The sequence below is a fragment of the Nonlabens ponticola genome, from assembly GCF_003966335.1.
GTDB classification, from domain to species: Bacteria; Bacteroidota; Bacteroidia; order Flavobacteriales; family Flavobacteriaceae; genus Nonlabens; species Nonlabens ponticola.
Map to the genome: position 1 here is coordinate 1818538 of NZ_CP034549.1, position 24192 is coordinate 1842729.

General features: G+C 40.2%; 27 protein-coding genes. 11 read left to right on the forward strand and 16 right to left on the reverse strand.

The features are described from left to right. Positions 1-59 precede the first annotated feature (59 nt). The gene (locus EJ995_RS08255; RefSeq protein ID WP_126447457.1) at positions 60-1286 is read left to right on the forward strand and encodes a TlpA family protein disulfide reductase; all 1227 of its coding nucleotides are present in this window, start codon (positions 60-62) and stop codon (positions 1284-1286) included. A gap of 114 nt (positions 1287-1400) precedes the next feature. Here the strand turns inward: EJ995_RS08255 and EJ995_RS08260 are convergent, their stop codons facing one another. The 10 genes from EJ995_RS08260 to EJ995_RS08305 all read right to left on the reverse strand — a co-directional run bounded on the left by EJ995_RS08260 (position 1401) and on the right by EJ995_RS08305 (position 9856). Next, positions 1401-2030, reverse strand: a complete 630-nt coding sequence (locus EJ995_RS08260) for a carbonic anhydrase (RefSeq protein WP_126447459.1) — start codon at positions 2028-2030, stop codon at positions 1401-1403. 63 nt (positions 2031-2093) lie between these two features. Then, complete coding sequence (locus EJ995_RS08265) at positions 2094-3383, reverse strand: ammonium transporter (protein WP_126447461.1); 1290 nt, start codon at positions 3381-3383, stop codon at positions 2094-2096. Positions 3384-3628: 245 nt separating this feature from the next. Continuing rightward, the gene (locus EJ995_RS08270; protein ID WP_126447463.1) at positions 3629-4462 is read right to left on the reverse strand and encodes an alpha/beta fold hydrolase; all 834 of its coding nucleotides are present in this window, start codon (positions 4460-4462) and stop codon (positions 3629-3631) included. Positions 4463-4554: 92 nt separating this feature from the next. After that, on the reverse strand, positions 4555-5172 hold the full coding sequence (locus EJ995_RS08275; RefSeq protein WP_126447465.1) for an L-threonylcarbamoyladenylate synthase: 618 nt from the start codon (positions 5170-5172) through the stop codon (positions 4555-4557). A gap of 3 nt (positions 5173-5175) precedes the next feature. Further along, positions 5176-5439 carry a hypothetical protein gene (locus tag EJ995_RS08280; RefSeq protein ID WP_126447467.1) on the reverse strand — a complete coding sequence of 88 codons (264 nt, stop codon included), beginning with the start codon at positions 5437-5439 and terminating at the stop codon, positions 5176-5178. Between the two features lie 9 nt (positions 5440-5448). Next, positions 5449-5661 (reverse strand): hypervirulence associated TUDOR domain-containing protein, encoded by a 213-nt coding sequence (locus tag EJ995_RS08285; protein ID WP_126447469.1) that lies wholly within the window; start codon positions 5659-5661, stop codon positions 5449-5451. A 113-nt stretch (positions 5662-5774) separates the two neighbouring features. Then, the gene (locus EJ995_RS08290) at positions 5775-7148 is read right to left on the reverse strand and encodes an aldehyde dehydrogenase (RefSeq protein ID WP_126447472.1); all 1374 of its coding nucleotides are present in this window, start codon (positions 7146-7148) and stop codon (positions 5775-5777) included. Between the two features lie 3 nt (positions 7149-7151). Continuing rightward, on the reverse strand, positions 7152-7838 hold the full coding sequence (locus EJ995_RS08295; protein ID WP_126447474.1) for an RluA family pseudouridine synthase: 687 nt from the start codon (positions 7836-7838) through the stop codon (positions 7152-7154). Next, entirely contained in the window at positions 7838-8959 is a 1122-nt protein-coding gene (locus EJ995_RS08300; RefSeq protein ID WP_126447476.1) for a GTP cyclohydrolase, read from the reverse strand. Before EJ995_RS08300 ends, EJ995_RS08295 begins: the two co-directional genes overlap by 1 nt. Before the next feature lie 21 nt (positions 8960-8980). After that, positions 8981-9856, reverse strand: coding sequence for a transporter (locus EJ995_RS08305; RefSeq protein WP_126448906.1), 876 nt, complete (start codon positions 9854-9856; stop codon positions 8981-8983). 103 nt (positions 9857-9959) lie between these two features. Between EJ995_RS08305 and EJ995_RS08310 the strand changes: the two genes are divergently transcribed. The 4 genes from EJ995_RS08310 to EJ995_RS08325 are packed head-to-tail and all read left to right on the forward strand — an operon-like array spanning position 9960 to position 15482. After that, entirely contained in the window at positions 9960-10235 is a 276-nt protein-coding gene (locus EJ995_RS08310; RefSeq protein WP_126447478.1) for a DUF4834 family protein, read from the forward strand. 29 nt (positions 10236-10264) lie between these two features. After that, a complete protein-coding gene (locus EJ995_RS08315; protein ID WP_126447480.1) occupies positions 10265-12730 on the forward strand; it encodes a YfhO family protein in 2466 nt (821 codons plus the stop codon). Continuing rightward, complete coding sequence (locus tag EJ995_RS08320; RefSeq protein WP_126447482.1) at positions 12730-14013, forward strand: glycosyltransferase family protein; 1284 nt, start codon at positions 12730-12732, stop codon at positions 14011-14013. Before EJ995_RS08315 ends, EJ995_RS08320 begins: the two co-directional genes overlap by 1 nt. Continuing rightward, the gene (locus EJ995_RS08325; RefSeq protein ID WP_126447484.1) at positions 14013-15482 is read left to right on the forward strand and encodes an oligosaccharide flippase family protein; all 1470 of its coding nucleotides are present in this window, start codon (positions 14013-14015) and stop codon (positions 15480-15482) included. Before EJ995_RS08320 ends, EJ995_RS08325 begins: the two co-directional genes overlap by 1 nt. Before the next feature lie 36 nt (positions 15483-15518). Here the strand turns inward: EJ995_RS08325 and EJ995_RS08330 are convergent, their stop codons facing one another. From EJ995_RS08330 to EJ995_RS08355, 6 genes are all read right to left on the reverse strand, one after another. Further along, positions 15519-16991: a hypothetical protein gene (locus tag EJ995_RS08330; protein ID WP_126447486.1), complete on the reverse strand. Its 1473-nt coding sequence runs from the start codon at positions 16989-16991 to the stop codon at positions 15519-15521. A 271-nt stretch (positions 16992-17262) separates the two neighbouring features. Then, the gene (locus tag EJ995_RS08335) at positions 17263-18003 is read right to left on the reverse strand and encodes a hypothetical protein (RefSeq protein WP_126447488.1); all 741 of its coding nucleotides are present in this window, start codon (positions 18001-18003) and stop codon (positions 17263-17265) included. Further along, positions 17990-19309 (reverse strand): cryptochrome/photolyase family protein, encoded by a 1320-nt coding sequence (locus EJ995_RS08340; protein WP_126447490.1) that lies wholly within the window; start codon positions 19307-19309, stop codon positions 17990-17992. Before EJ995_RS08340 ends, EJ995_RS08335 begins: the two co-directional genes overlap by 14 nt. A 3-nt stretch (positions 19310-19312) precedes the next feature. After that, positions 19313-20005: an SDR family NAD(P)-dependent oxidoreductase gene (locus EJ995_RS08345; RefSeq protein ID WP_126447492.1), complete on the reverse strand. Its 693-nt coding sequence runs from the start codon at positions 20003-20005 to the stop codon at positions 19313-19315. Positions 20006-20007: 2 nt separating this feature from the next. Further along, a complete protein-coding gene (locus EJ995_RS08350) occupies positions 20008-20517 on the reverse strand; it encodes an SRPBCC family protein (protein WP_126447494.1) in 510 nt (169 codons plus the stop codon). Positions 20518-20582: 65 nt separating this feature from the next. Further along, positions 20583-21299 carry a hypothetical protein gene (locus EJ995_RS08355; protein WP_126447496.1) on the reverse strand — a complete coding sequence of 239 codons (717 nt, stop codon included), beginning with the start codon at positions 21297-21299 and terminating at the stop codon, positions 20583-20585. Between the two features lie 115 nt (positions 21300-21414). Here EJ995_RS08355 and EJ995_RS08360 point away from each other — a divergent pair, with 115 nt between their 5' ends. From EJ995_RS08360 to EJ995_RS08385, 6 genes are all read left to right on the forward strand, one after another. Beyond that, positions 21415-21603 carry a CsbD family protein gene (locus EJ995_RS08360; RefSeq protein WP_126447498.1) on the forward strand — a complete coding sequence of 63 codons (189 nt, stop codon included), beginning with the start codon at positions 21415-21417 and terminating at the stop codon, positions 21601-21603. Position 21604: 1 nt separating this feature from the next. Beyond that, entirely contained in the window at positions 21605-21892 is a 288-nt protein-coding gene (locus tag EJ995_RS08365; protein ID WP_126447500.1) for a 4a-hydroxytetrahydrobiopterin dehydratase, read from the forward strand. 136 nt (positions 21893-22028) lie between these two features. Further along, positions 22029-22403: a hypothetical protein gene (locus EJ995_RS08370; RefSeq protein WP_126447502.1), complete on the forward strand. Its 375-nt coding sequence runs from the start codon at positions 22029-22031 to the stop codon at positions 22401-22403. Between the two features lie 107 nt (positions 22404-22510). Further along, complete coding sequence (locus tag EJ995_RS08375) at positions 22511-22876, forward strand: hypothetical protein (protein WP_126447504.1); 366 nt, start codon at positions 22511-22513, stop codon at positions 22874-22876. A gap of 99 nt (positions 22877-22975) precedes the next feature. Further along, positions 22976-23719, forward strand: a complete 744-nt coding sequence (locus EJ995_RS08380; protein WP_126447506.1) for a YebC/PmpR family DNA-binding transcriptional regulator — start codon at positions 22976-22978, stop codon at positions 23717-23719. 74 nt (positions 23720-23793) lie between these two features. Continuing rightward, positions 23794-24171, forward strand: a complete 378-nt coding sequence (locus EJ995_RS08385) for a LysM peptidoglycan-binding domain-containing protein (RefSeq protein WP_206482233.1) — start codon at positions 23794-23796, stop codon at positions 24169-24171. Positions 24172-24192 lie beyond the last annotated feature (21 nt).

Below are 24192 nucleotides of genomic sequence, written 5' to 3' on the forward strand. Positions count from 1 at the left end.
ATAAATTCTATCTATTTACTAGGGTTATAGCTGTGCGAGAATCTACTTAACATTGTACCATGAAAAGATTATGGAGTTTACTGACCTTAGTTTTATTGATTCTTGCAAGTTGTAAAGATAAATCACCTGTATCTCTCAAGGCTGGTGACTGGCGACTTACCTTGGATTTAGGAAACGGTAATATGTTACCACAGCAAACAAGCGTCAGCGAGTTAGAAGTGTGGAATCTCATCAATGATACTGAGATCATTGAAGTCACTGAGATAGAAATAAAAGGCGATAGTATCTATTTAAGACCACCTGTTTTTGAAGGGTATTTTGCTGGAGTTTTTAAGAGCGAGAATCTTATTCAAGGGTCATTCATTAAACCCAGTCTCAATAGAGTAGTACCATTTTCACTAGAATATGGGAACGGCAATAGGTTTGAGAAGTCTTCATCATCTGATAAAGTTGCAAAGGTCAATGAGGTCTGGGAAGTCGTATTTAGCCCAGAAGCTGCCCAGGATCGATATATTGCAAAAGGTGTTTTCAATCAAACAGGCAGCAAAGTCACGGGCACGTTTGAAACCACCACGGGAGATTATCGTTATCTGGAAGGAACCGCGACGGCAGACAGTTTGTTTTTATCAACTTTTGATGGTGCGCATGCCTTCTTATTTAAAGCAGCTATAAATGATGATGAGATGTCAGGAATTTTTTACAGCGGTAATCACTGGCAAGAACCTTTCATAGGTAAGGTCAATGCAGATTATCAGCTGCCCAGCGCGACCGATCTTACTTACTTGAAAGAAGGTTTTGATCGCTTTGAATTTGAATTCCCAAATAAAGATGGCCAGATGGTCAGCCTTAATGATCCTATGTTCAATGACAAAGTGGTTATCGTACAATTAATGGGTAGCTGGTGTCCCAATTGTCTTGATGAGACTAGGTTTTACGTGGACTATATAAACAATAAGCAACATGATGATGTTCAGTTTGTTGCCCTGGCTTTTGAATATGCCTCAACACAAGAAAAAGCTTTTGAGTCGATCGAGAAGTTGAAACAATCGGTAGGAATTCCCTATCCGGTTTTGCTCGCTCAGCACGGCAATGTAGATAAGAATATTGCTGCACAAAAACTTCCTATGCTCAATCACGTATTATCCTATCCAACCTCTATTTTTATTGATAAATCAGGAGAAGTGCGCAGGATTCATACAGGCTATAACGGTCCAGCAACTGGCGTTTCCCATGAGCGCTTTAGAGAAGATTTCTATAGTTTTGTAGATAGCCTGAGAGCTGGATAAGTGTTGATTGGTGTTGGGTTTGTACGCTTTCGCGAAAGCGTAATCACAACCAATTACAACCATAAAAAAAGCTCCATCTGGTAGATGAAGCCTTGTAAGATAGGAAGCTAAAATCTAGCTCACTTGATAGATATCCATTTCTTCCTTGATGAGTTTATCTACATCAACCTTGAGGTCGATAAGCTTACCACTTGCGAGATCAAATACCCAACCGTGGATTTTTATGCCTCTCGATTTGTATGCGGCTTGCACATCCTCGTTTTTGAGCATATTTACCACTTGTTCCTGTACATTAAGTTCGATCAATCGCTCATAGCGCTTGTCCTCATTACTTATAGCAGACAATTCTTTTTTATGAGTTCTATAGACGTCTCTAATATTGCGCAAGTAGGGATTCAAAATTCCTAGATCGCTGTTGCCCATGGCTGCCTTTACACCACCACAACCGTAGTGTCCACATATAACTATATGATCAACACCTAGATGCTTTACGGCATAATTTGTCACGCCTAGTGCGCTGATGTCAGTATTTGACACCATGTTGGCAATATTTCTATGTACAAATACTTCACCAGGACCTAGTCCCATGATTTCTTCGGCAGTGGCGCGACTGTCACTACATCCTATGTATAGAATTGAAGGGCTTTGACCTGAAGCCAATTTATCAAAGTACGCATCATCTTCTGCCAACTTTGATTTGATCCATTCTTTATTATTCTCAAAAACCGTTTCTAAATTTTTCATTGATTGTTGTTTGAGTCTTAAAATACAATCAATCCAGTGGTGGATAAAATTTATTAGAAATATTTAAGAAACCTCATAGCTCTCACCATGTTGAGATTGATCCAGCCCACGATCCTCTTGATCTTCTCGCACGCGTATTGGGATCATTTTATTCACTACCCAATATAAGATCCAGCTACCACCAAAGGTGAATATGGAAACCAAAACCAAAGCGATGATATGCCACATAAACGTATCAGTCTCGCCGTAGATTAGACCTACTTCTTTGGCAAAGACAGCGGTAAGAATCATACCGACAATACCACCAATACCGTGCGATGGGAAAACGTCTAGTGTATCATCAAGAGTGGTTTTATTTTTTAATCGAATAGCATAATTACTTATCAATGCAGCAATAAAACCTATAAAGATGGACTGTCCTAAACTCACAAAACCAGCAGCTGGTGTAATCGCAACTAGTCCAACAATGGCACCTATACAGGCGTTGAGCGCACTCATCTTGCGGCCCGCAAAACGATCATAAAATATCCAAGTGATCATAGCGGTAGCACTAGCAAGATTAGTGTTTGCAAAAGCTATAATAGTATCACTGTTGACGCCTAGCGCAGATCCAGCATTAAACCCGAACCAGCCGAACCAGAGTAAGGCTGTTCCCAAAATTATATAAGGTGTATTTGACGTCTGATGGATCACTTCTTTGCGTTTACCTAAAAACACCGCACCAGCAAGTGCTGCAAATCCAGCGCTCATGTGAACTACGGTACCACCAGCAAAATCAAGTACACCCCAATTGCGCAGCAATCCATCTGGATGCCAAGTCATGTGAGCGAGCGGCGCATAAATGAATAAAATGAACAGGACGATAAAAAGAATATAACTGCGGAAGCGGATGCGACCAGCAAAACTACCTGTAATCAACGCTGGCGTGATGATGGCAAACTTTAATTGAAAAAAAGCAAACAAAAGAAATGGGATTGTTGCTCCAAAATCCTCGTTGGGTGACAGGCTTACACCATTAAAATTGAGATACGTGCGTGGATCACCTATGATACCACCTATGCTGTCGCCAAAGGCCAAACTAAAGCCCACGATGATCCATAATACACTTACAATACCTAGCGCGACAAAACTTTGCAGCATGGTGCTAATGACATTCTTGCTATTGACCATACCACCATAAAAAAATGCCAGACCTGGAGTCATGAGTAATACAAAGGCGCTTGCTACCAGCATCCATGCAGTATCTCCTTTATCAATAGAGTCAGGAACAGCACCCATCTCATAATTGTTGCCCCAAACGAGAACGATTAAAACAAGGATGACGAGAACAATAAAATTCCACTTTTTTTGCATGACTTTATTTTTTGCTAAAGTCAAATATCTAATACCGTGATTATTAGTGTAGGATTATTTGCAGATCAATTTTCACAAATCCTATTTTAATGTTAATAGAGTTTTATATTAAACTGATAGTCAGATTTTTAAATAAGTAGATAAGATTTGCTGTGATTGAACTTGCCTAATAATATGACATAAAAAAGCTCCAATAATTGAATATTTCTCAATTAGTGGAGCACTATGATATTTACTGTTAAGAGCTAGTCAATAAAATCGATAAGTAATTTATTGAGCTCTTGTTTATGAGTAAGATACAAGCCGTGTGGCGCATCTTTTATTATTTCCAGTTTAGAATCTTTTACGAGTTCATGACCTTGCTTTGAGGTAGGTTCCATGGGAACTACATTGTCAGCATCACCGTGAATGAATAGGGTAGGAACGTCTATTTTTTTCATAGCGTCTCTTAAGTCTGTTTTACCAAAAGCATCGATACAACCCAATGTTGCTTTAGGTGACGCGGCAACGGCAATATTGAAATTGTAATCCAATTGTCCTTGAGAGACTTTGTCTTTATTATCATTGTAATTGACAAAATTCTCGCCGAAGTCTGGCAAGAAACCTGCACGATCACTACTTACTGCTGCTTTCATATCTTCAAATACTTTTTTAGGTACACCATTCTCGTTATCGTCGGTTTTCAACATAAACGGAGCAATGGAGCTTACAAAAATCAATTTATGCAAACGCTCATTACCAAAAATATCGACGTATTGAGCAATCTCGCCACCACCCATGGAAAATCCAACAAGAGTTACATCTTGTAAATCCAGCTTATCCATTAGATCCTTGAGATCCTCGGCCATGGCTTTGTATGTATAACCATCCCATGGTCGCGATGAATGCCCAAAACCACGTCGATCGTATTGAATTACTCTATATCCAGCATCTATAAGTGCTGGTGTTTGATATTCCCACATAGCACTGCTCAATGGCCAGCCGTGTATAAGTATGACAGGCTTACCAGTTCCATAATCCTCATAAAAAATGGAAATGTTGGAGTCTGCTGCTGCGGTTGTTTTATCTAGATAAGGCATAAAGTTGTTTTCCTTCTAAGTTAAGTAGAAGTAGCCGCCTCGATAAAAAAACTATGTGAATTTGCTTTTTATTTGGACTGAGAGCGCCTCAATTACAACTCAATACTGCCTTTTCCTTCACGTATCAGGGTAGGCTCGCTAGTCGTTAGGTCAATGACTGTAGAACCTATATTGCCACCATAACCAGCATCAATAATTATATCTACTAGTTTACCCCATTTTTCTTCAATTAGGCTAGGATCAGTAGTGTATTCTAGGACTTCATCATCGTCCTTAATGGATGTAGAGATTATTGGGTTGCCTAGTGCTTTTACCAGTCCTGTAGCTATAGCATTGTCAGGAACTCTTATACCTACTGTTTTTTTCTTCTTAAAAACACTAGGTAGATTGTTATTGCCGTTTAGGACAAAAGTGTATGGACCAGGCAAGTTGCGCTTGAGTAATTTAAAAGTGGAGCTGTCAATCTGTGCGGTGTAATCGCTCAGGTTACTCAAGTCTTCACAAATGAAAGAGAAGTTTGCTTTTTCAAGTTTCACGCCCTTGAGATGTGCTACTTTTTCAAGTGCCGCTTTATTAGTAATGTCACAGCCTAGACCATAAACAGTATCGGTAGGATAGATCACCAAGGCACCATCACGCATGGCTTTTGCAATTTTTATAAGTTGCTTTTGATCAGTATTCTCCTCGTATAACTTGATAACCTGTGCCATAATTTACGATCTATTAAGTAAAAAATCCAGTGGCATGAATAAGATGCTTGCCACAATGAGAAAAATCAAAATTTTCAACCAATTAGGAAACGGTGTAGCCTCATTTGCTGGTACACGATGGTAGCTATGTTTACCATCTTTTCTTATGCGTATAGCAATATGGTCCTTATCCTTATTGATTTTAAAATTTGCAAATAACAGCAGTGCCACTAGAATCGCAATGATAATAAAGGCACTCATTCCATCTGTTATGGCAATTGCTGTCATCTTTTGTTTTTAGTCAACTCTTTCAACTTCACTCTCTAACTTGAGCACGGCGTCGCCATCGTCTTGCTTGATGTAAAGCGCTTTGTTTCCTTCTTCACCTTTACGGGTGATCTCGCTTCCGTCAATTGTTCTTGTCACTTCTTTGGTAAACGTTGATTGCACTTCGCCTTCTGCGGTGCCGTTTCCCCAATCCCATTTTACTCTTGTACCTTCCTTGATCATAGCTTTTTCTTTTAAAGATAGTATAAGTTAGCTTTCGCGAAAGCGTAATAACAACAACTTAACGTACTACTAGTAAAATTCTAAACAAGATTAAATGTCTGTGCCTTAAGAGGCTAAAACCACTTGAGAAACTTTTTTGTCACGGATAACTTGCCCTTATATGGCGGATATTTTACAGGAATATCAAGCCAGGTGCCGCGATGAACCACGCTCTTGTAATGGGAAAACGTCTTGAAAGTATCTTTACCATGATAACTGCCTATACCGCTATTGCCTACGCCGCCAAAAGGCAATCGCTCATTCACAAATTGAACGATGCTGTCATTGACTGCGCCACCACCAAAGGAAAATCGATTCAAGAACCATTTGCTAAATTTTTTATCGCTGGTGTAAACATATGCGCCAAGCGGTTTTTCATAACTTTCAATCCACGTGACGATATCCTGTTTATCCTTGTAGGTCACCACTGGCAGAATAGGGCCAAAAATTTCTTGCTGCATCACCTTGCTGTCACGAGTAGGCTCATTGACCACCGTAGGTGCTATATACAAATTGTCCTTGTCGTGATCGCCGCCTATACTAATGTCTTCACCTTGCAATAACTCTACAAGACTATCAAAATGCTGCTCACGAATAATGCGCGGATAGTCTGGTGAGGACTTGACATTGTCGCCAAAGAATTGCGTTATGTATTTTGAAATTGCGTCGATCAACGGCTGCTTGATAGACTCATGCACCACTAGATAGTCTGGCGCGATACAGGTTTGACCTGCGTTGAGAAATTTTGCCCATACAATGCGCTGTGCGCAAACATTAACATCAGCACTTTCATGAATAACCGCTGGATTTTTACCGCCCAATTCTAGGGTTACTGGCGTCATGAATTGCGCGGCGGCCTGATAGATTTTTTTACCTACCGCTGGACTACCTGTAAAGAAAATGTAATCCCATTGTAGGCTCGTGAGTTGTTGTGCGATCTCGCCATCACCCAAAATCACGCTTGCATGACCTAGTTCAAAACTTTGTTCTATGATGTTCTTTAACAAATCACTCGTGGCTGGTGAGAATTCACTAGGTTTTAAGGTCACTGTGTTTCCAGCAGCGATGGCGCCAATTAATGGAGCCATAGCCAGCTGGAATGGATAGTTCCAAGGTGCAATAATCAACGTGCAACCATAAGGCTCTGGATATTTGCGAGCACTTGATGGGAAGTTGAGTAAAGAGGAACTTACCTTAATCGGTCGTGCCCATTGAGGCGTTTTCTTGATGTAGCGATCGACTTCCTTAAGTACGACTTGGTATTCGGTCACAAAGGATTCAAACTCTGATTTTGCAAGATCGCTAGCAAGCGCTTTGTAAACTTCCTGCTCTTGATCAATGAGTACGTTCTTTAGCTTTTTTAAGGCAGCTATCCTATAATTAAGGTCATAGGTCTTGCGGCTATCAAAATGTGATCGCTGCAGCTTGTGTAGTTCTTGTGGTGTCATAGATTAGGAAGATACGGCTTTCCAGATAGCATCGTGCGCAGGTACCGGCGCAATAATCGTTATAAGTTCTTTCTTGACAGGATGTATAAAAGATAGCGATCGGGCATGTAAATGGATGCTGGCATCTTTATTACTGCGACGCGCACCATATTTTAAATCACCTTTAATTACCTTGCCAACTTTGCTTAGCTGGGATCGTATTTGATGATGGCGTCCTGTTTCTAGTTGAATTTCTAGTGCCGTATAATTATCCAATTTCTTGAGAAGCGAGTAGGTGAGTACCGCTTTTTTAGAATTGGGAACCTCGTGATCGTGGGCATAGCTTTTGTTTTGCTTAGGGTTGCGCAACAAGTAGTGAACTAATTTCTCACTTTTCTTCTTGACTTGACCTTCAACCACTGCCCAATAAGTTTTATCGGTTTTATGATCTGCAAATAGCTTATTCATGCGCGAGAGCGCTTTGGAAGTTTTGGTAAAAATCACAACGCCGCTTGTCGGGCGATCCAGCCTGTGAGTAACGCCTAGGTAAACGGCGCCAGGTTTGTCATATTTAACGGCTATGTATTCCTTGATTAGATCTGGTAAGGTGACATCACCTGTCTTATCTCCTTGAACCAAATCACCAGAAAATTTATTGACGGCAATCAAATGATTGTCCTCATATAATATGCGATTAGGATCTAGTTGCATTATAAATCCTTGCGGTAAATACGACGTCGCTTGTGTAGGATAGGTTCATAGTCTTTCCATAGAGCTTGTACCGCTATATTATCCTCAAGCTCTGGATTGGTCTCACACAACTCAATGCCATAATCCATAAAGTTTTGCGTCACGTTGCGGAACATCATCGCGGTAACACCTTTACCCTGTAAACGTGGATGAATACCTATCAGGTAAAAAGCTGCACGATCATTTTTCTTTTTAGCTTTCAATAAATGCATAAAACCAAAAGGCCATAGTTTTCCTTTTGCTTTTTGAAGAGCTTTAGAAAATGAGGGCATCGTAATGGCAAATGCTACCAGCTTACCTTCTTTATCCACCACGCATTCCAAATAATCTGGATTGATAAACGGCAGGTACTTTTCACGATAAAGATCGATCTGATATTGCTGGATAGGCACGAAGGTTACCAGGTTTGAATAGGTCTGATTGAGCAATTCAAACATGGCATCGACATAGGGCTCTACTTCTTTGATATTCTTGAACTTCAAGGTGGTGAGCTCATATCTTTTGGCGATGAGATCTGCAAACTTGTGGAAGCGTTCTGGAATTGGGTTGGGTGGTATGAATTTAAACTCGACCCATTCAGCACTTTTTATGTAGCCTAGTTGTTCTAGATGTTCCTTATAATAAGGATGATTGTACCAGGTAATCATGGTGGCTAGCTCATCATAACCTTTAACAAGCATTCCTGCTTTATCCATAAGCGTAAAACCTACTGGACCTTCTGTGTACTCTAGCTTGTTCTCGCTGCCTATCTTTCGAACTTCGGCGAGTAAAGCTTTAGTCACTTCAATATCGTCGATCATATCTAACCAACCGAATCGCATCTTAGGTTTGCCTTGCTCTTTTACTTCTAGATGATTGATGATTGCAGCGATGCGTCCTACTATTTTGCTTTCGCGATAAGCAAGAAATAGCCAGCAATCTGCATTTTGAAAAACCTGATTTTTATCAGGATCAAAATTGTCGATCTCGTCATTTATAATAGGAGGTACGTAGTATGGATTATCCTTGTAAAGCTCCATGGGAAACTTGACAAACTTTTTAATATCCTTGCGTGAGGTAATACGTTGAACAGTTAAACTCATAAATAATCGCTGGATAGAAAATTACTGCTTTGGCGCTGGGTCTTTGTGAAAATCAAGTCGGTAACTCATACCTACATTGACCTGATAAAAACTGGGCGTATCCTTAAAATTGACCGCGCCACTGGCGTCAACTTGCCAGTCCTGATTAATCAAATAGGCTACGCCAGCACGACCTATGTCGTCACTGTAAAAGTCAGAAATCAAGGTTTGAAACTCACCGAATGCTGCCCAGCGGCGATTAATGCTATGCGTCATGGTTGCAATACCACCATAGCTAGGAAAATCCGTAGTAGCACGATCGGCAATGAAATTGAGAACAAGTGCCCAAGGACCCCAATTGTTTTGTGTAATCAACTCAAATCGCGGTGAGATGCTAGGATCTCCTGGTGGCAGCAAGGAGTTTCTCTCGCTCAAATCAAAATTAGCTCCTACATAAACAGAAACCGCTGGAATGAGATCACGCCATTTAATGCGTCGATTGTCTTTGTAGCTATAGATATTAATCTCGCGCTCGCCCCATTTTTTAATTGGATCGAATACCAGATACTTTGCTCCAATCGTGCTGCGAGAAAAGTTAGAAAAACTGTTATCAACGCTACCAAAACCACGATTAATAGTCTCATCAACACTGTTAAAAGTCCCAAAATAAGAGAGCTCTAATTCTTCAACGAGAAATCCATATCGTATCTGGAATGCAAGTCCTGTAAAATCTCTTTCATATCTAAGGATATCATGCTCCTCGCTACGGTAAAAAGCAGAACCTTCAAATTGCACCACATTTGTACCAACTGAAAATGCTCCTTGTGAGCGCCCAGGATTATTAGTATTAATGGTCTCAGTATATTGAGCGATCGCAAATAGTGGTAAAGACAATACGACTACCAGTGCGATTCTCATCAATTTATTCACTTGCATAAATCTATCTTGTACTCAAATTTAAGATTAATTAAAGAGTATCGTGAATATGCCTCTTTAATTTTGATTGCAAAGATACTTTACCTTGAAATTATTACAGGCCGTTCTTATCATTCTATTAGTATATATGACGGTGCGCATCGTTGTAAAATACTTTGGCAAATCTATTTTGAGATGGGCTGGAGCGAAGGCTATGGAGCGCGTACAGCGCAACTTTAACCAAGAAAATAGCACAAGTGCAAAGAGGTCAACGGTTGCTGAAGGTGAAGTTAAAGTAGAGCGCAAATCAACTACTCAACGTGCTCGCAGTAATCCAAATAAAACAGTAGGCGAGTACGTGGACTATGAAGAAATTGATTAATTTTCATTTTTAATCAGTTTTTCCTTTTTATGAGCTTTGACTTTAAAAAAATAGCACCGCATCTAGTGGTGTTTGTCATTTTTATAATTGCCGCTTTAGCTTACTTTCATCCAGTTCTCAGCAATAAAAAACTTTACCAAAGCGACATCGTCCAGTACAAAGGAAATGCTCGCCAACTCATAGAAAATAGGGCAGAGACTGGTGAGGAAATTTATTGGACCAATGCCGTTTTTGGCGGGATGCCTACTTATCAACTAGGCGCTCGATATCCTTATGACTTTATAGATGCATTGGATCGCGGATTGCGCTTCATGCCGCGACCAGCTGATTATTTGTTTCTCTATTTTATTAGTTTTTATGTGTTGATGCTGGTGTTGAGAGTTGACTGGCAGCTAGGATTGATAGGTGCATTTGCCTTTGGATTCTCGACATATCTAGTAATTATTCTAGGTGTAGGCCACAATGCCAAGGCTCATGCCATCGCTTATTTCCCACTCGTGTTAAGTGGTATTATTCTGGTTTTTCAAAAGCGTTATGTAATAGGTGGGTTGCTCACGGCGCTTGCCGTTGCGCTAGAATTGCAGGCCAACCATCCACAAATGACTTATTACTTGTTTATTGCGACAGTCATTCTGGGTATTGCATATCTCATTGATGCCGTGCGTCGCCAGCAATTGCCTCATTATTTCAAATCTGTCGCGATTATGGCCGTTGCCGCGTTAATAGGTTTAGGGACCAATGCTGCAAATTTGCTAGCCACGCAGCAGTATAGTCAAGAAAGTACTCGTGGACCTTCTGATCTTACTATTTCAGCTCAAGGCGAAAGCGTGCAGCCCACAGACGGTCTTGCATATGACTATATCACTCAATATAGTTATGGCCTTACCGAGAGCTTTAACCTAATCATACCTAGGTTTGCTGGCGGCGGCAGTGGCGCTAGACCAGATGAAGATTCTAATACTGTTGAGTTTTTAGAAAAATTAGGTTTACCTAAAGCTAGCGCGATGGATTTTGTACAAAATCAAGTGCCCTTATATTGGGGCGACCAGATCATCGTCGAGGCACCAGCCTATATAGGAATTACGGTGTTCTTTCTGGCCGTCATTGCTTTATTCTTAATTAAAGGAAGACTCAAATGGTGGACGTTGGGAACAGCTATTTTGGCACTCTTACTTTCTTATGGAAAGAACTTAGATTTTCTTACTCGATTCTTCGTGGATTATGTGCCATTATATGACAAATTTAGAGCGGTTACTTCTATACAGGTATTGATTGAGTTGGTCATCCCAATTCTAGCAGTAGTCGGGTTGTATCAATTATTCAATAAGAACAACAAGCTGGAAGAAAAAGGTAAGGCATTGCTGTATGCAGCCATAGGTGTTGGCGGTTTGCTTGCCGTATTTGCAGCATTCGGTAATCAATTATTTGATTTTGCAGGAGCTTATGATGCAGCTTACTTGCAACAAGAACAATTAGGCAGTGGCTTTGTCGATGCCTTGAGGCAAGATCGATTTGAAGTGATGCGAGCAGATAGTTTACGTGGCTTGTTTTACATAGGCGTGATTAGTCTTGCTTTATGGTTGTATTTTAAATCAAAGTTGCAAGAAAACGCGGTACTCATAATTGTTGGGATTTTTATTCTAGTGGATTTAGTAAGTTTTGATTTGAACTATGTAAACGAGGATGATTATGTGAGCGCTAGCCAATATGACAATGCATTTCAGCGCACGCCTATAGATGAGCAGGTGTTACAAGATGATGGTTACTTCAGGGTTTATGATCAATTGATGAATCCTTTCAATAGTGCAAGAGCGCCTTATTTTCATAATGCTTTAGGTGGTTATCATGGTGCCAAGCCACGTCGCATTCAGGAGATAGCAGACTTCTATCTTTTTGATCCACAATTGGGAATGCGCTCAGGCCTCAACGAGCAAAATCAACAGATCTTGAGCATGTTCAATGTCAAGTATTTGATCGACGTTGATGAGGAAGGTTTACAATTAGTTGAGAATAGAGAAAACTTGGGTGCCGCATGGTTTGTGAAAGAGTTGCAAGTAGTCAATAACGCTGATGAAGAAATGCTAGCACTAGCAAACCTTGATGGTAAGAAACGAGCTATCATGCAGCAATCAGAACTGGAGAAAATAAGTTTGAGTAATATCTCTGTAGATTCCACAGCACAAATCAGATTGATCAGTCACTCACCAGAACAAATGGTGTATCAAAGCACCAATAGCAGCGATGCACTTGCCGTATTTTCTGAGGCCTATTATCCGCATGGTTGGATTGCAACTATTGATGGATTAGAAGTTCCTATCGCCAGGGCAAACTATGCCTTGCGTGCGCTCAAGGTTCCTGCTGGTAGCCATAAGATAGAATTCACTTTTGAACCAGACGTAGTTGAGACCGGAACGGCTATCATGTTGACAAGCAACGTCTTGCTGATTTTGCTATTGCTAGGAGGTACTTTTTATCTCGTACGTAAAAAGAACTGATGCAATCTTCTATATACATCGTTTGCTATTACTGGCCACCGGCTGGCGGACCTGGCGTGCAGCGATGGTTGACAATGTCTCATTATTTAGTTGAATCTAATTACCACGTCACCGTCGTGATTCCAGAAAATGCTGATTACCCAGTCACAGATGCAAGCCTGACCAATGACATAAATCCAAAAATCACCATCAAAAAAATTGCCATCAAGGAACCAACCCGATGGATAAAAAAGATTCTAGGTGGTAAGACTGCACAGCTACAAAAAGGTATCTTAAATAAAAAACCTGGACTGCTGGAACGCGCATTACTTTGGGTGCGTGGTAATTATTTTATTCCAGATGCTCGTAAATCATGGGCTGATAGAGTAGTGCAGGAGCTAGAAAATGATTCTGCTTTCGCGAAAGCAAAAACTCTCATAACGACTGGACCACCACATTCTGTACATCTCGTAGGATTGAAATTAAAAAAGAGGTTTACTAAAAACATCGAGTGGATCGCGGACTTTAGGGATCCATGGACTACCATAGGCTATCACGACAAATTGCGATTATCGCTAAATGCTCAAGAAAAACACTTAAAACTTGAAAAGCAAGTGCTAGACAGCGCAGATAAATTGCTGGTAACAAGTCCTACAACAAGAGCAGAATTTGAAGCCAAAACCAAAACAGCAATAACTGTCATCACCAATGGCTTCAACATAGAACCTAACAATACATCACAACCAGCTGGAAAGTTCACGTTGAGCCACATAGGTACGCTACTCGCAGATCGCAATCCTATTCATTTATGGATAACGCTTGCAGAACTTATAGAGATCAGAGAAGACTTTGCTGCAGATTTTAAATTACAATTGGCAGGAAATGTAGGTGACGACATTATTAACAGTCTAAAAGAATGTCAATTACTTAATTACACAAACCTTAAAGGATACTTATCGCATCAAGAAGCGGTCAATGCGATGTACAACTCACAAGCATTATTGTTAATCGAGATTGATAGTGCAGATACCCAGGCGATCATTCCTGGAAAATTATTTGAATATATCGCAAGCCGCAGACCAGTCATAGCAATCGGGCCAGAGCAATCAGATATTATTCAAATATTGTATGAAAGTAATGCAGGAACGTATTTTAAATACCGCGACCCACATTTATCGCGACACATCCTAGAACTTTATCAAGCTTACAAAAAGAATGAGTTACTAGGAAATCATCAGGAGATCAATAATTACCATCGCTCAAACTTAACCGATCAATTGATCAAAATTATCCAGAAGCGCTAATGGGAATGGTCATTAAACATAGCAGTTGGAATCTGGTTATTACCGCAATTGGTTTTGTGTTGGGTGCCGTGAACGTTCTACTACTTGCGACAACCTATCTAAATGACAATTACTACGGTTTATGGGGTTACGTGCTATCTACCTCATTTTTAATTTTCCCGTTGATGTCCTTTGGGATTCATAATACGATTGTCAAATTTTATAGTTCGTATAAAACCAAAGAGGAGCGTGATAATTTTCTTTCTCAAATGCTATTGTGGCCATTAGTAGCCCTCACGTTTATCATTGGATTGATCTACATCTATCAGACCGATCTAAGGCTATTTATCTCATCACGTAATCAAATCTCTGGTGACTATTTGTGGGCAATAGTTCTGGTAGCAGTTTTTCAAGCCTATTTTGAAATATGGTACAGCTGGACCAAAGTTCACTACAAAACCATAGGAGGTAATTTTCTCAAAGAGGTTTTCTATCGCGCTGCCGCAACTGTAATGCTTTGCCTGGTGGCACTAGACATAATCACTCAAACGCAGTTTATCTATAGCCTGGTTCTCATCTATTTTTTGCGCATGTTACTAATGGCCATCGTTGCCTTGAGAGTTTATACTCCGGTTTTTGAGATAAAAAAACTTGTTGCCGTGCGAGAGCTGGTTTACTACTCTGTGTTGATGATTATTGCTGGGTCAGTGGCGACAGCTTTGCTCGATCTGGATAAAACGATGATCAATCAATACATTGACATCGCCAATATCGCTTACTACAATGTTCCTGTTTTCATGGCGACCGTGGTGGCGATTCCGTCGCGTGGTATGGCGCAGATAATCCACCCATTGACAGCACGCTTTTTCAATGGCAATCAGCTAGATGAAGTTGAGAATTTGTATAAACGCAGTTCTTTGAATCTCACGATTATTGCTGGACTATTGCTGTTACTTGTTTTGTGTAACGCATCACAATTCTATCTTTTTCTGCCGCCAGAATTTGCGGTTGCTTTACCGGTATTATTTTTCATTTGCATCGTGAAGTTTACTGAGAATGTGCTGGGCAGCAACAACGCGATACTCTACAGCACAAATCTTTATCAGGTCACATTGTGGCTAGGCCTTGCACTTGCTGTGGTGGCATGGCTCCTCAACATGTGGCTGATACCGTTGTATGGTTTGACGGGTGCTGCGATAGCTACCTGTGTGGCTTATGTGTGTTACGCTTTCGCGAAAGCGGTATACGTAAAAATAAAACTCAACATGCATCCATGGACTAGGGAAACGACCGTCGTCTTGCTAGTGGTCGTCGTACTATTAGTTGCGTTTTATTTCTGGGATTTTCCTTTTGACAAATACACCAACATCCTATTGAAGTCAACGCTTATATCTTTATTGTACATAGCGAGTGTATACAGATTGAAGTTATCTAGCGAGATCAATGATCTAGTTCATAAAGGCATAGAAAAAATAAAGCGTCGACCATAACTGGCCGACGCTCTACTCACTCACGCAACTTTATAATTATCCTCTTCTGGATGATCTACCAGATGATCTTTTACTGCTTGATCCACGGCTGCTTCTAGCTTTGGATTGTGATCTTTTAGGTGCGCTCGTTCTTGCTTTTGAAGAAGAACGACTAGGTGCGCTTGATCTTGCCTTAGACTGTGATCTTTTAGGCGTGCTAGTTCTTGCACTTGATCTATTAGATCTTTTGGGTGCAGTCGTTCTAGCTCTTGAGCCACGATTGCTTGAGGTGCGTGCACTTGATCCTCTATTATCAGATCGTGAAGTTCTCGCACTGCTCTTGCGATCAGATCTTTGAGATCTTTGTGTCGTAGTTCCACGTGAACCTCTTGAAGCAGTTCTTGAGTCTCTAGTTATTGCTTTTCTATTGCCTGCAGTAGATCGTGAACTGCGTCCAGCGCTACTTCTTGCATTATCTGAAGTTCTAGAATTTCCTCTAGTGCTTACACCACTACGATTAGAGTTTCCTCTGGCAGTTCTTGTACCCACCTTGTTCTGGGTACTTCTACCTCTAGAACTAGTCGCTCTATTATTAGAACTTCTACCAGTAGATCGATTGTTGATACTGCGACCATTGCGATCATTACCAGTTATCTTTCTACCATTATTAGAGCGAGAAGCAAGACCACTTGATCTACCATTGCGAGATTGACTCGCACGTCTGCCTACATTGTCATTACTGCGTCTCAAGGATTTTCTACCACTAGCATACGCGTTGCGAGTATCAATCGCTCTACGACCGGTCGCGATAGCACGACCTCGATTGTTCCTGCGACCTCTCTCATAATCTCTATAGACTACTCGATCATAAGGTCTGTAAAAAGTTCTATAGGCTCTATTGGAAACAAAGCATCCATTATAATAGGTAGGAGAATTCCAGTAGGTTCTATGATAGTTCCATGAAAATCTAATAGGGTTATAGAATCTTCTATAAGGCGTGTTATATACTATCACACGATCCACTATCGGCGCTGCATAAAACCTGTGCCATGGTCTGAAAGTGTAGAACCTATTAAAGTTATTGATATAACCACGATAGTTCAATATCACACCAGGACGCGCATAGTTTACATAAAGATTACCAATGTTGTGTACGTATCCATTGCGGTAATTGATTATCACATTACCAGCCTGAATGATACGACCATATTCATCATAGTAAATAGGCGTATTCTCGATCTGGATCACGGCACCATAGGTGTCGTACTGTACAAATCTATTGTAATCAAAACCTGTATTGAAAGATATATTGACGTTACCAAGATTTGCATTGACGCCAAACTGTGGTCCATAGTCTAGGAAATTGAAATCAAATTGTCCATCAGGGAAAACGGCAAACTCAATTCCACCTTCATTAAAAATAAAATTGTCTGTGTAACCGCGGTAGCGATCTACATCTTCAGACTTCTCGGCGTGTGCCAGTCCCAATCCTAGGAACAGCATCACAAAAACTGCGGAGAGATTTTTCATAGTAGTAGGGTATTAATGATAAGTTTCATTACTCATCTACTTAGGTATTACAACCAGCGTGCCAAACGACGAATTACTACCATAAATAATAGTAATACTATTAAATGTGATTATTTCAACTTGTTGAAATTCAGTAAAATACCCACTTTTGAAACTGTGCAGAAAAAGTTTTGGGCTTACGAGTACGTTGTAGTTTGAGCTTAAATTATAGAACAGTTTTCTTTGAAAAGATCAGTATACGGATACATTTGATCTCAAAACAATTCAGAGCCTAAAACTGAATGTAAAGTATCTCTGTATCATCCTCTAGATCGATAGGCTCATAGATACCATAACTACTATCCATTCTGAATCCTATGGAGCCAATATTTACAAAAACTCGTGCCTCGATTTCACTACCATAGGCCACTGGATTTTCATAAGTAGCGCTTAATTCACCAAAAGTATGCCCTGGACTTATCATATCATCTGGGACGCCAGCACTGTCTATGATCTCAATGGTGGTGATGTTGCCACTCTCGTGGTAGAAATATGCCACATCAATATCTTCATACACCAATTTATATATATTAAAAGTGCCATCACCTGTTTCCAGAATATCATCTTTTAAGAAATATCCTTTATCAAGATTACTTCCAAGCAAAGCTTCAACAGATCTATTCTCATTTAAGGCAGCTAGACCTAGATATTGCAACACTCTTGTGGAATCAAAGGGCAAATAAACAAACTCTGGGTAGTCTTCTTCGTCATCTTCCAGATTTTCCAGAAGCTCAGCAGACTTTTCAACTACTTTTCTAACAGTCTCATTTAAGCTGGTATCTTGATCAGTGACATTTTTATACAGATCTGGTTTTGATCGTTTTTTATAATCTGGTTCTAAAGTCTCGCCAACCGAGTTCTCGCGACTTTCCTCTTTGTAATCTTTACAGCTTATCAAAAGAACAAATAATAATAGGGCATAGGCCGGAATGCAAATTCTCGTAATAGTGCCATGTGATTTAAGCCACTGCATCTTTATAGGTTTTAAGACAACGTTCACGTGCTTCCTTGTGATCCACCATCATATCGGGATATTTGTCCGTATCATGTTCTGGTACAAACTCTTCTATATACTCACGGTTTTTGTCAAACTTATCCTTTTGAGTAATTGGGTTGAATATCCTGAAATAAGGTGCCGCATCAACACCACTGCCAGCGGCCCATTGCCAATTACCTACATTGCTGGACATTTCATAATCTAGAAGCTTCTCGGCAAAATAGGACTCGCCCCAACGCCAGTCGATGAGTAAATGCTTGCATAAAAAACTAGCGACAAGCATGCGCACGCGGTTGTGCATGTAGCCTGTCTGGTTGAGTTGTCGCATGCCTGCATCCACTAGTTTGTATCCAGTCTCACCTTTTTTCCACTTTTCAAACTCATCCTCATTATTGCGCCATTCAATACGATCATATTTGGATCTAAACGCATTATCTCGCGTTTCAGGAAAGTGAAACAATATCTGCATGAAGAATTCACGCCAGATCAATTCTGATAGGAATGTCATGTTTTTTGATTGCAATCCTTTCTTGACCATTTTACGCGGACTAGCAACACCAAACCTCAGATAAACTCCTAATCTAGTAGTTCCTTCTTGTGCTGGATAATTTCTGGTATCCTCGTAATTCTCAATCGTGGTAGGCTTCACGTCATATTCGGGAACCTCAATGCTACTTTTTTTGAAACCCATATCGGATAAGGTCAGATTAGGTAATCTTGAGTGATCAATACAATTCTCAAGTACAGAGCTGGTGTAGTAAACTCTTAAGCCATCAGCATCGCCGTGTTCTTCTTCAAAACGTTCCAGCCATTTATTTTTATAAGGTGTGTAAACCACATAAGGATCGCCATCGTTCTTGACAACCTCACTCTTTTCAAAAATGACTTGGTCTTTAAAGGTTTTGAACTTAATGTTATGATCGTTCAAAAACTTCTCAATCTCGCCATCGCGATCCTTGGCATAGGGTTCATAATCGCGGTTAGTATAGACACTGGAAACATTGTATTCATCGACCAGATCCTTCCATATTTCGTCTGGTTTGCCGTAGTACATGGCGATGGAACTGCCAACTTCATCTTGCAGTTTGCTACGCATGCGTTGTAATTCTTCAAAGATAAAAGTCACTCGTGCATCATCTTCTGGTAGCTCGTCAAGGATATTCTTGTCAAAAATGAAAATAGGCAGGACAGGCAAATCATCATTGAGAGCCTCATAGAAACCCACATTATCATCCAGCCTCAAATCCCTGCGGAACCAAAAGATATTTACTTTATCAGCCATAAATTATACGGATAAGGATCCTTTACCACCATTAATTCCTAATACTTGACCAGTCATCCAGCCTGCATTTTGTTCCAGTAAATAGACAGCAAGTCCAGCAACATCTTCTGGTGTTCCTACACGCTTTAATGGGTGTAGCTCATCCATTTTTTCTTTTTTGGAATCGTTACTAAGTAATCTACCTGCTAGTGGTGTGTCCACTAGCGATGGTGCGATCACATTGACTCTTACCGTTGGCGCATATTCTGCTGCTAGTGCTTTTGCAAAACCTTCAATGGCACCTTTAGCCGCTGCTACACTGGTATGAAAAGGCATACCTGTTGCCACCGCAACTGTTGAGAAGAATACCGCGCTGCTGCTTTCTGCTTTGGTCAAAAGTGGCATGACTGCTCTGGTTACTTTTACCAGTGAGAAAAAGTTGATCTGCATATCTTCTTCAAACACTTCTTGCTTCAGCATTTTGAAAGGCTTGAGATTGATGCTTCCTGGACAATACACAAAACCATGCAGTGCTTCTGGCAAAGAACTAGTATCTAATTCATCACTCGTTGCATCAAACGGAATGTGGGTCACGCCATCGGGCAAGTTTTCATTCTCGCGTGAGGCAACAAAAACATTGTTGCCATCATGCATGTGTTGGACTATGGCATTCCCTATACCGTGGCTTCCGCCTATGAGTAGAATATTCTTGGACATAATTAGTTGAGTATATCTTGTTTAAGAGTTTGATCGTGATTGCTGGGCTCGTTATAAGCTCCAAAATGTTTGATGAGTGCGCTTTCGCGAAAGCGGAATATTTCTTCTAGCTTGGGTTTTACTAGAAATGGCTGTACCATTTTACCTAGAAATCCCAGCGGTAATCTGTAATGTACCACATCTTCCATAAGCGTGCCGCCTGGAATCTCGCTCACAAAATGTTTGTGGTGCCAGGTCGCGTATGGTCCATACATCTGCTCATCGACAAAGAATTTCTTCTCCTCAACCTGTGTGATGTGTGTGACCCAATTAGTCTTGAAAAAGGGTAGTGGCTTGACGCTGTACTCAATGAGCTGGCCTGGATACATGCCGCGCTCTGTACCGTAGAGTACGGTCATTTCCATTTCTGGTGGCGTGAGCAGTTTGAGGTTGTTGGGATCTGTCAAAAACTCCCAAGCCTCGTCTAGTGAGATAGGTAGTTTTTGTTTGGTGTGTATTTGGTAGAGTTTCAAGCTGTTTTTGTTTGAACTATAAAGATATAGGCCATACAAAAGGCTTGCTGTAAGATCGTGTTAAATTAGAAATCGTCCTTGCGCAACTCACCGTTTGAGTAACGCTTGCCTAAGGAGAATTTGACACCAAAGGATACTATAAAATTGCTCAAATTGTACTCAACCAACTCACGAGCGACTTGTGGTTGTGAGCTAACGGCCGGTCCAAGAATATTATACTCTAGTGGCGATCCTATTGTTGTCACGTATTGTGGTGAGAAAAAAACCTGCACGCTGCGACGGAAGTAATAATTAAACCGGACTCCAGCATCAAAAATTGTAGATACAGACGTTATGCTTTGATTTTCATTTGTGTAAAAGATTTCATTATTCCCATTGAGAAAGGTTCCTCTTCTGGTATCTAGAAAACCAATACCAGTCCTGCCATAAACATCAATTTGAAATCGATTATAAGTCTTACTACCCAAAACTCCAGCGGTAAGAGCATATAAAGTCTCATTTTTTGGGATTCCCGTGCCTGAATTTTCAAAAGCAGTCTCATTATATAGGTGTTTTACAGCCGCCGTAAATGCAAATCGCTTGTTGAAGTAATAATCGTAACTACCTGCAATAGAGAGTCCGCTCAAGGCGATGTTGCCATAATCACCTATAGGCAACGCGACACCTGTTTCCACCATTAAATTATATCTAGGCACTTCTCGCAAATGCACGGGAATACTGTCATTGGACTGCTGTGCGCATAGCAGGCACGGTAAAACGAGTAATAGGATCAAGTACCTCATGCGGTAAAGATAGAAAGAGACTTGGGAAAGCTTTAGGTAAGATTATGATTTTGTTTGTCACGCTTTCGCGAAAGCGGGCTAATTTTAAACATAATAACAATTAAAAATTACTATCATGAGCGATAAAGAGCTAGAAGGAAAATTTGACCAGGCAAAAGGAAAAGTGAAAGAGGAGTACGGTAAATTGACCGACAATGAGAAGAAAGAAGCCGAAGGAAAAGCGGAACAAGCCGAAGGAAAGGCCAAAGAGGCATTTGGTGAAGCAAAAAGAAAAGTGAAGAACGCATTAGGAGGCGATAGCTAGAATGGAAAAGTTGACTGAAGACCAGATTGAAAAACATCTGCAAAAAGTTGAAGGTTGGGATTATTATGATGATGCCATTCATACAACGTTCGAATTTGACAATTTCATGGACGCTTTCTCTGTAATGACGAGAATTGCGCTAGAGGCTGAAAAGATGGAACACCATCCAGACTGGCATAATGTTTACAACACGCTTGAGATCACGCTCAACACACATGATGTAGGCGGCTTGACTGAGAAGGATTTTAAATTAGCAGCAGCCATTGAACATATAGTAGGAGACGAGTAGTCGTCTCCAGCTATTTAAAAATCCCTTAATCGACAGGTTAAGGGATTTTTTGTTTCACAAAGCTTTATATCTGTTTTAATGTAGGATTAAGAATACAATGACCTGCATTGAGGTAACTTTAAAATAAAAGAGAAAGATGAAAAAAATACTGATGATTATTGCGTTTATGGGATCCTTAAGTCTAGGCGCACAAGAGTACATCGCACCTAGTGCAGATGACGATGTGAGTAAAATGGCTAAGGAAATGGCCTTTGACTTTGATAAAAAACTCTCACTGACTGAAAAGCAGTTGTTGATGGTAGAAAAACTGAATGAAGAATTTTTACAGCGTCAAGGTTTAATTTTTGATAATGAAGAACTAACGATAGCCGAGAAGAATTATAGAATGAAAGAAATGTATGAAGAGCAGTCCCGAGAAATGGCAGATATTTTGACTAGACCGCAGTTGGCACGCTACAGGAAAATACGTGGTGAGATACAACCATTAGTAATAATAGAAGAAGAGGATTGATAAAAACCGCCGCAAGGCGGTTTTTTATTTGCATTCTATTGAGAATGATTTAGTTAAGCCTTAAGATTATGTATGGTGAACTCGTTGTAGATTTAAATAAAAATGTCATGAAAAATCTTACTCTACTCTTATTATTAATGGGATGCTTGCAATTGAGTGCGCAAGCATACGTTGAACCTTATGCAGATCAAGAGATCAGTCAAGAAGCAAAAAATCTTGCTCTTGAATTTGATCAGGAACTATCTTTAACTGAGAGGCAACTCATGCTTACAGAAAGAAAAAATGAAGAATTTATTAAACGCTATCAAGAAGTTATTGACGATGATAGTATTGATGTTTCATTAAAGAACAATCTACTAAGTGATCTTTATAGAGAGCAAGGTCGAGAAATGGCTGATATTCTCACGAGACCACAATTGCTAGTTTATAGTAGGATAAGGGATGAGTTGCAACCATTGATTGTTATCAGATAGATAGATGAAATTATAACCGCCGCGAGGCGGTTTTTTTATGCCTTGTTGCAAACACGATGGCATAGCCTTAATTTTACTTTTTTAAACTAGACAGATTACATGGGAAGAGCATTTGAATTCCGCAAGGCGCGCAAGATGAAACGATGGAGCGCCATGTCCAAGGCATTTACAAGAATAGGTAAGGATATCGTTATTGCTGTAAAAGAAGGTGGTCCAGATCCTGATGCCAACGCTCGATTGAGAGCGGTCATACAAAACGCGAAATCTGTGAACATGCCTAAGGCAAACGTGGAGCGCGCTATCAAAAAGGCAAGCGATAAGGACACGGCAAACTATGAAACGGTTCTTTTTGAAGGATATGCGCCTCATGGTATTGCAGTTCTAGTTGAAACCTCTACCGACAATAATAATAGGACTGTAGCAAATGTGCGCAGTTACTTTAATAAGTATGATGGTAGTCTGGGAACCAGTGGATCAGTTGAATTTATGTTTGATCACAAGTGCCATTTTAGGATTCCGGCTGCAGATCACGATCTTGAGGAGCTAGAATTAGAACTTATTGATTATGGTGCAGAAGAGCTATTTCTAGACGAGAAAGATGATGATGATGATAACAGCGTCGATGGTATCATGATCTATGCAGAGTTTCAAAACTATGGTGCGTTGCAAAAAGGGTTGGAAGAAATGGGAATCGAGATTTTGAGTTCTGATTTTGAGTACATACCTACCGTGCAAAAAGAATTGACTGCCGAACAAAGAGAAGATGTGGATAAGCTGCTAGAAAAGCTTGATGAGGATGATGATGTAAATAATGTTTACACGACAATCAAAGAGGATGAGTAATACTTTAATAAAACATTGCCATAGCATTGATCATCTTGACTGTATATTTAAACTCAACCAATAAATTTTAAATCATGGTAAAACAGAAATATCAAAGTGTCCTAGATCTAGGAGAAAAGCTTAACATCATAGGAGGCGACGTCAAAGTAAATGGCGATAAACTTGAGATAAGCGGCACGACAGCCAATCAGTACCAGAAGGATCAATTATGGGATGCAATCAAAGCAGCTGGTGGCGAGAATCCGTCAGATATAAGTGCAGACATTAAGGTCGCTGACAAATCAGTCTATGCGATGCATACGGTTGAAAAAGGCGAATCCTTGAGTTTGATTGCCAAAAAATATTATGGAGACCCTATGAAATACAAAAAGATCTTTGAGGCAAATACAGACAAGCTCAAGAATCCAGATGTAATTCATCCAGGTCAAGAATTGATTATTCCCAATAAATAGGAAGTGTCTAAATAAATTAAA

Coding starts and splice junctions, on each gene's coding strand:
- EJ995_RS08280 (WP_126447467.1), bottom strand. CDS start 5,439: ATGACAGCAATTGCCATAACAGATGGAATGAGTGCCTTTATTATCATT.
- EJ995_RS08345 (WP_126447492.1), bottom strand. CDS start 20,005: ATGTCCAAGAATATTCTACTCATAGGCGGAAGCCACGGTATAGGGAAT.
- EJ995_RS08385 (WP_206482233.1), top strand. CDS start 23,794: ATGGTAAAACAGAAATATCAAAGTGTCCTAGATCTAGGAGAAAAGCTT.
- EJ995_RS08320 (WP_126447482.1), top strand. CDS start 12,730: ATGCAATCTTCTATATACATCGTTTGCTATTACTGGCCACCGGCTGGC.
- EJ995_RS08285 (WP_126447469.1), bottom strand. CDS start 5,661: ATGATCAAGGAAGGTACAAGAGTAAAATGGGATTGGGGAAACGGCACC.
- EJ995_RS08360 (WP_126447498.1), top strand. CDS start 21,415: ATGAGCGATAAAGAGCTAGAAGGAAAATTTGACCAGGCAAAAGGAAAA.
- EJ995_RS08335 (WP_126447488.1), bottom strand. CDS start 18,003: ATGCAGTGGCTTAAATCACATGGCACTATTACGAGAATTTGCATTCCG.
- EJ995_RS08340 (WP_126447490.1), bottom strand. CDS start 19,309: ATGGCTGATAAAGTAAATATCTTTTGGTTCCGCAGGGATTTGAGGCTG.
- EJ995_RS08270 (WP_126447463.1), bottom strand. CDS start 4,462: ATGCCTTATCTAGATAAAACAACCGCAGCAGCAGACTCCAACATTTCC.
- EJ995_RS08255 (WP_126447457.1), top strand. CDS start 60: ATGAAAAGATTATGGAGTTTACTGACCTTAGTTTTATTGATTCTTGCA.
- EJ995_RS08380 (WP_126447506.1), top strand. CDS start 22,976: ATGGGAAGAGCATTTGAATTCCGCAAGGCGCGCAAGATGAAACGATGG.
- EJ995_RS08355 (WP_126447496.1), bottom strand. CDS start 21,299: ATGAGGTACTTGATCCTATTACTCGTTTTACCGTGCCTGCTATGCGCA.
- EJ995_RS08330 (WP_126447486.1), bottom strand. CDS start 16,991: ATGAAAAATCTCTCCGCAGTTTTTGTGATGCTGTTCCTAGGATTGGGA.
- EJ995_RS08370 (WP_126447502.1), top strand. CDS start 22,029: ATGAAAAAAATACTGATGATTATTGCGTTTATGGGATCCTTAAGTCTA.
- EJ995_RS08300 (WP_126447476.1), bottom strand. CDS start 8,959: ATGAGTTTAACTGTTCAACGTATTACCTCACGCAAGGATATTAAAAAG.
- EJ995_RS08260 (WP_126447459.1), bottom strand. CDS start 2,030: ATGAAAAATTTAGAAACGGTTTTTGAGAATAATAAAGAATGGATCAAA.
- EJ995_RS08265 (WP_126447461.1), bottom strand. CDS start 3,383: ATGCAAAAAAAGTGGAATTTTATTGTTCTCGTCATCCTTGTTTTAATC.
- EJ995_RS08295 (WP_126447474.1), bottom strand. CDS start 7,838: ATGCAACTAGATCCTAATCGCATATTATATGAGGACAATCATTTGATT.
- EJ995_RS08315 (WP_126447480.1), top strand. CDS start 10,265: ATGAGCTTTGACTTTAAAAAAATAGCACCGCATCTAGTGGTGTTTGTC.
- EJ995_RS08305 (WP_126448906.1), bottom strand. CDS start 9,856: ATGAGAATCGCACTGGTAGTCGTATTGTCTTTACCACTATTTGCGATC.
- EJ995_RS08365 (WP_126447500.1), top strand. CDS start 21,605: ATGGAAAAGTTGACTGAAGACCAGATTGAAAAACATCTGCAAAAAGTT.
- EJ995_RS08275 (WP_126447465.1), bottom strand. CDS start 5,172: ATGGCACAGGTTATCAAGTTATACGAGGAGAATACTGATCAAAAGCAA.
- EJ995_RS08325 (WP_126447484.1), top strand. CDS start 14,013: ATGGGAATGGTCATTAAACATAGCAGTTGGAATCTGGTTATTACCGCA.
- EJ995_RS08375 (WP_126447504.1), top strand. CDS start 22,511: ATGAAAAATCTTACTCTACTCTTATTATTAATGGGATGCTTGCAATTG.
- EJ995_RS08290 (WP_126447472.1), bottom strand. CDS start 7,148: ATGACACCACAAGAACTACACAAGCTGCAGCGATCACATTTTGATAGC.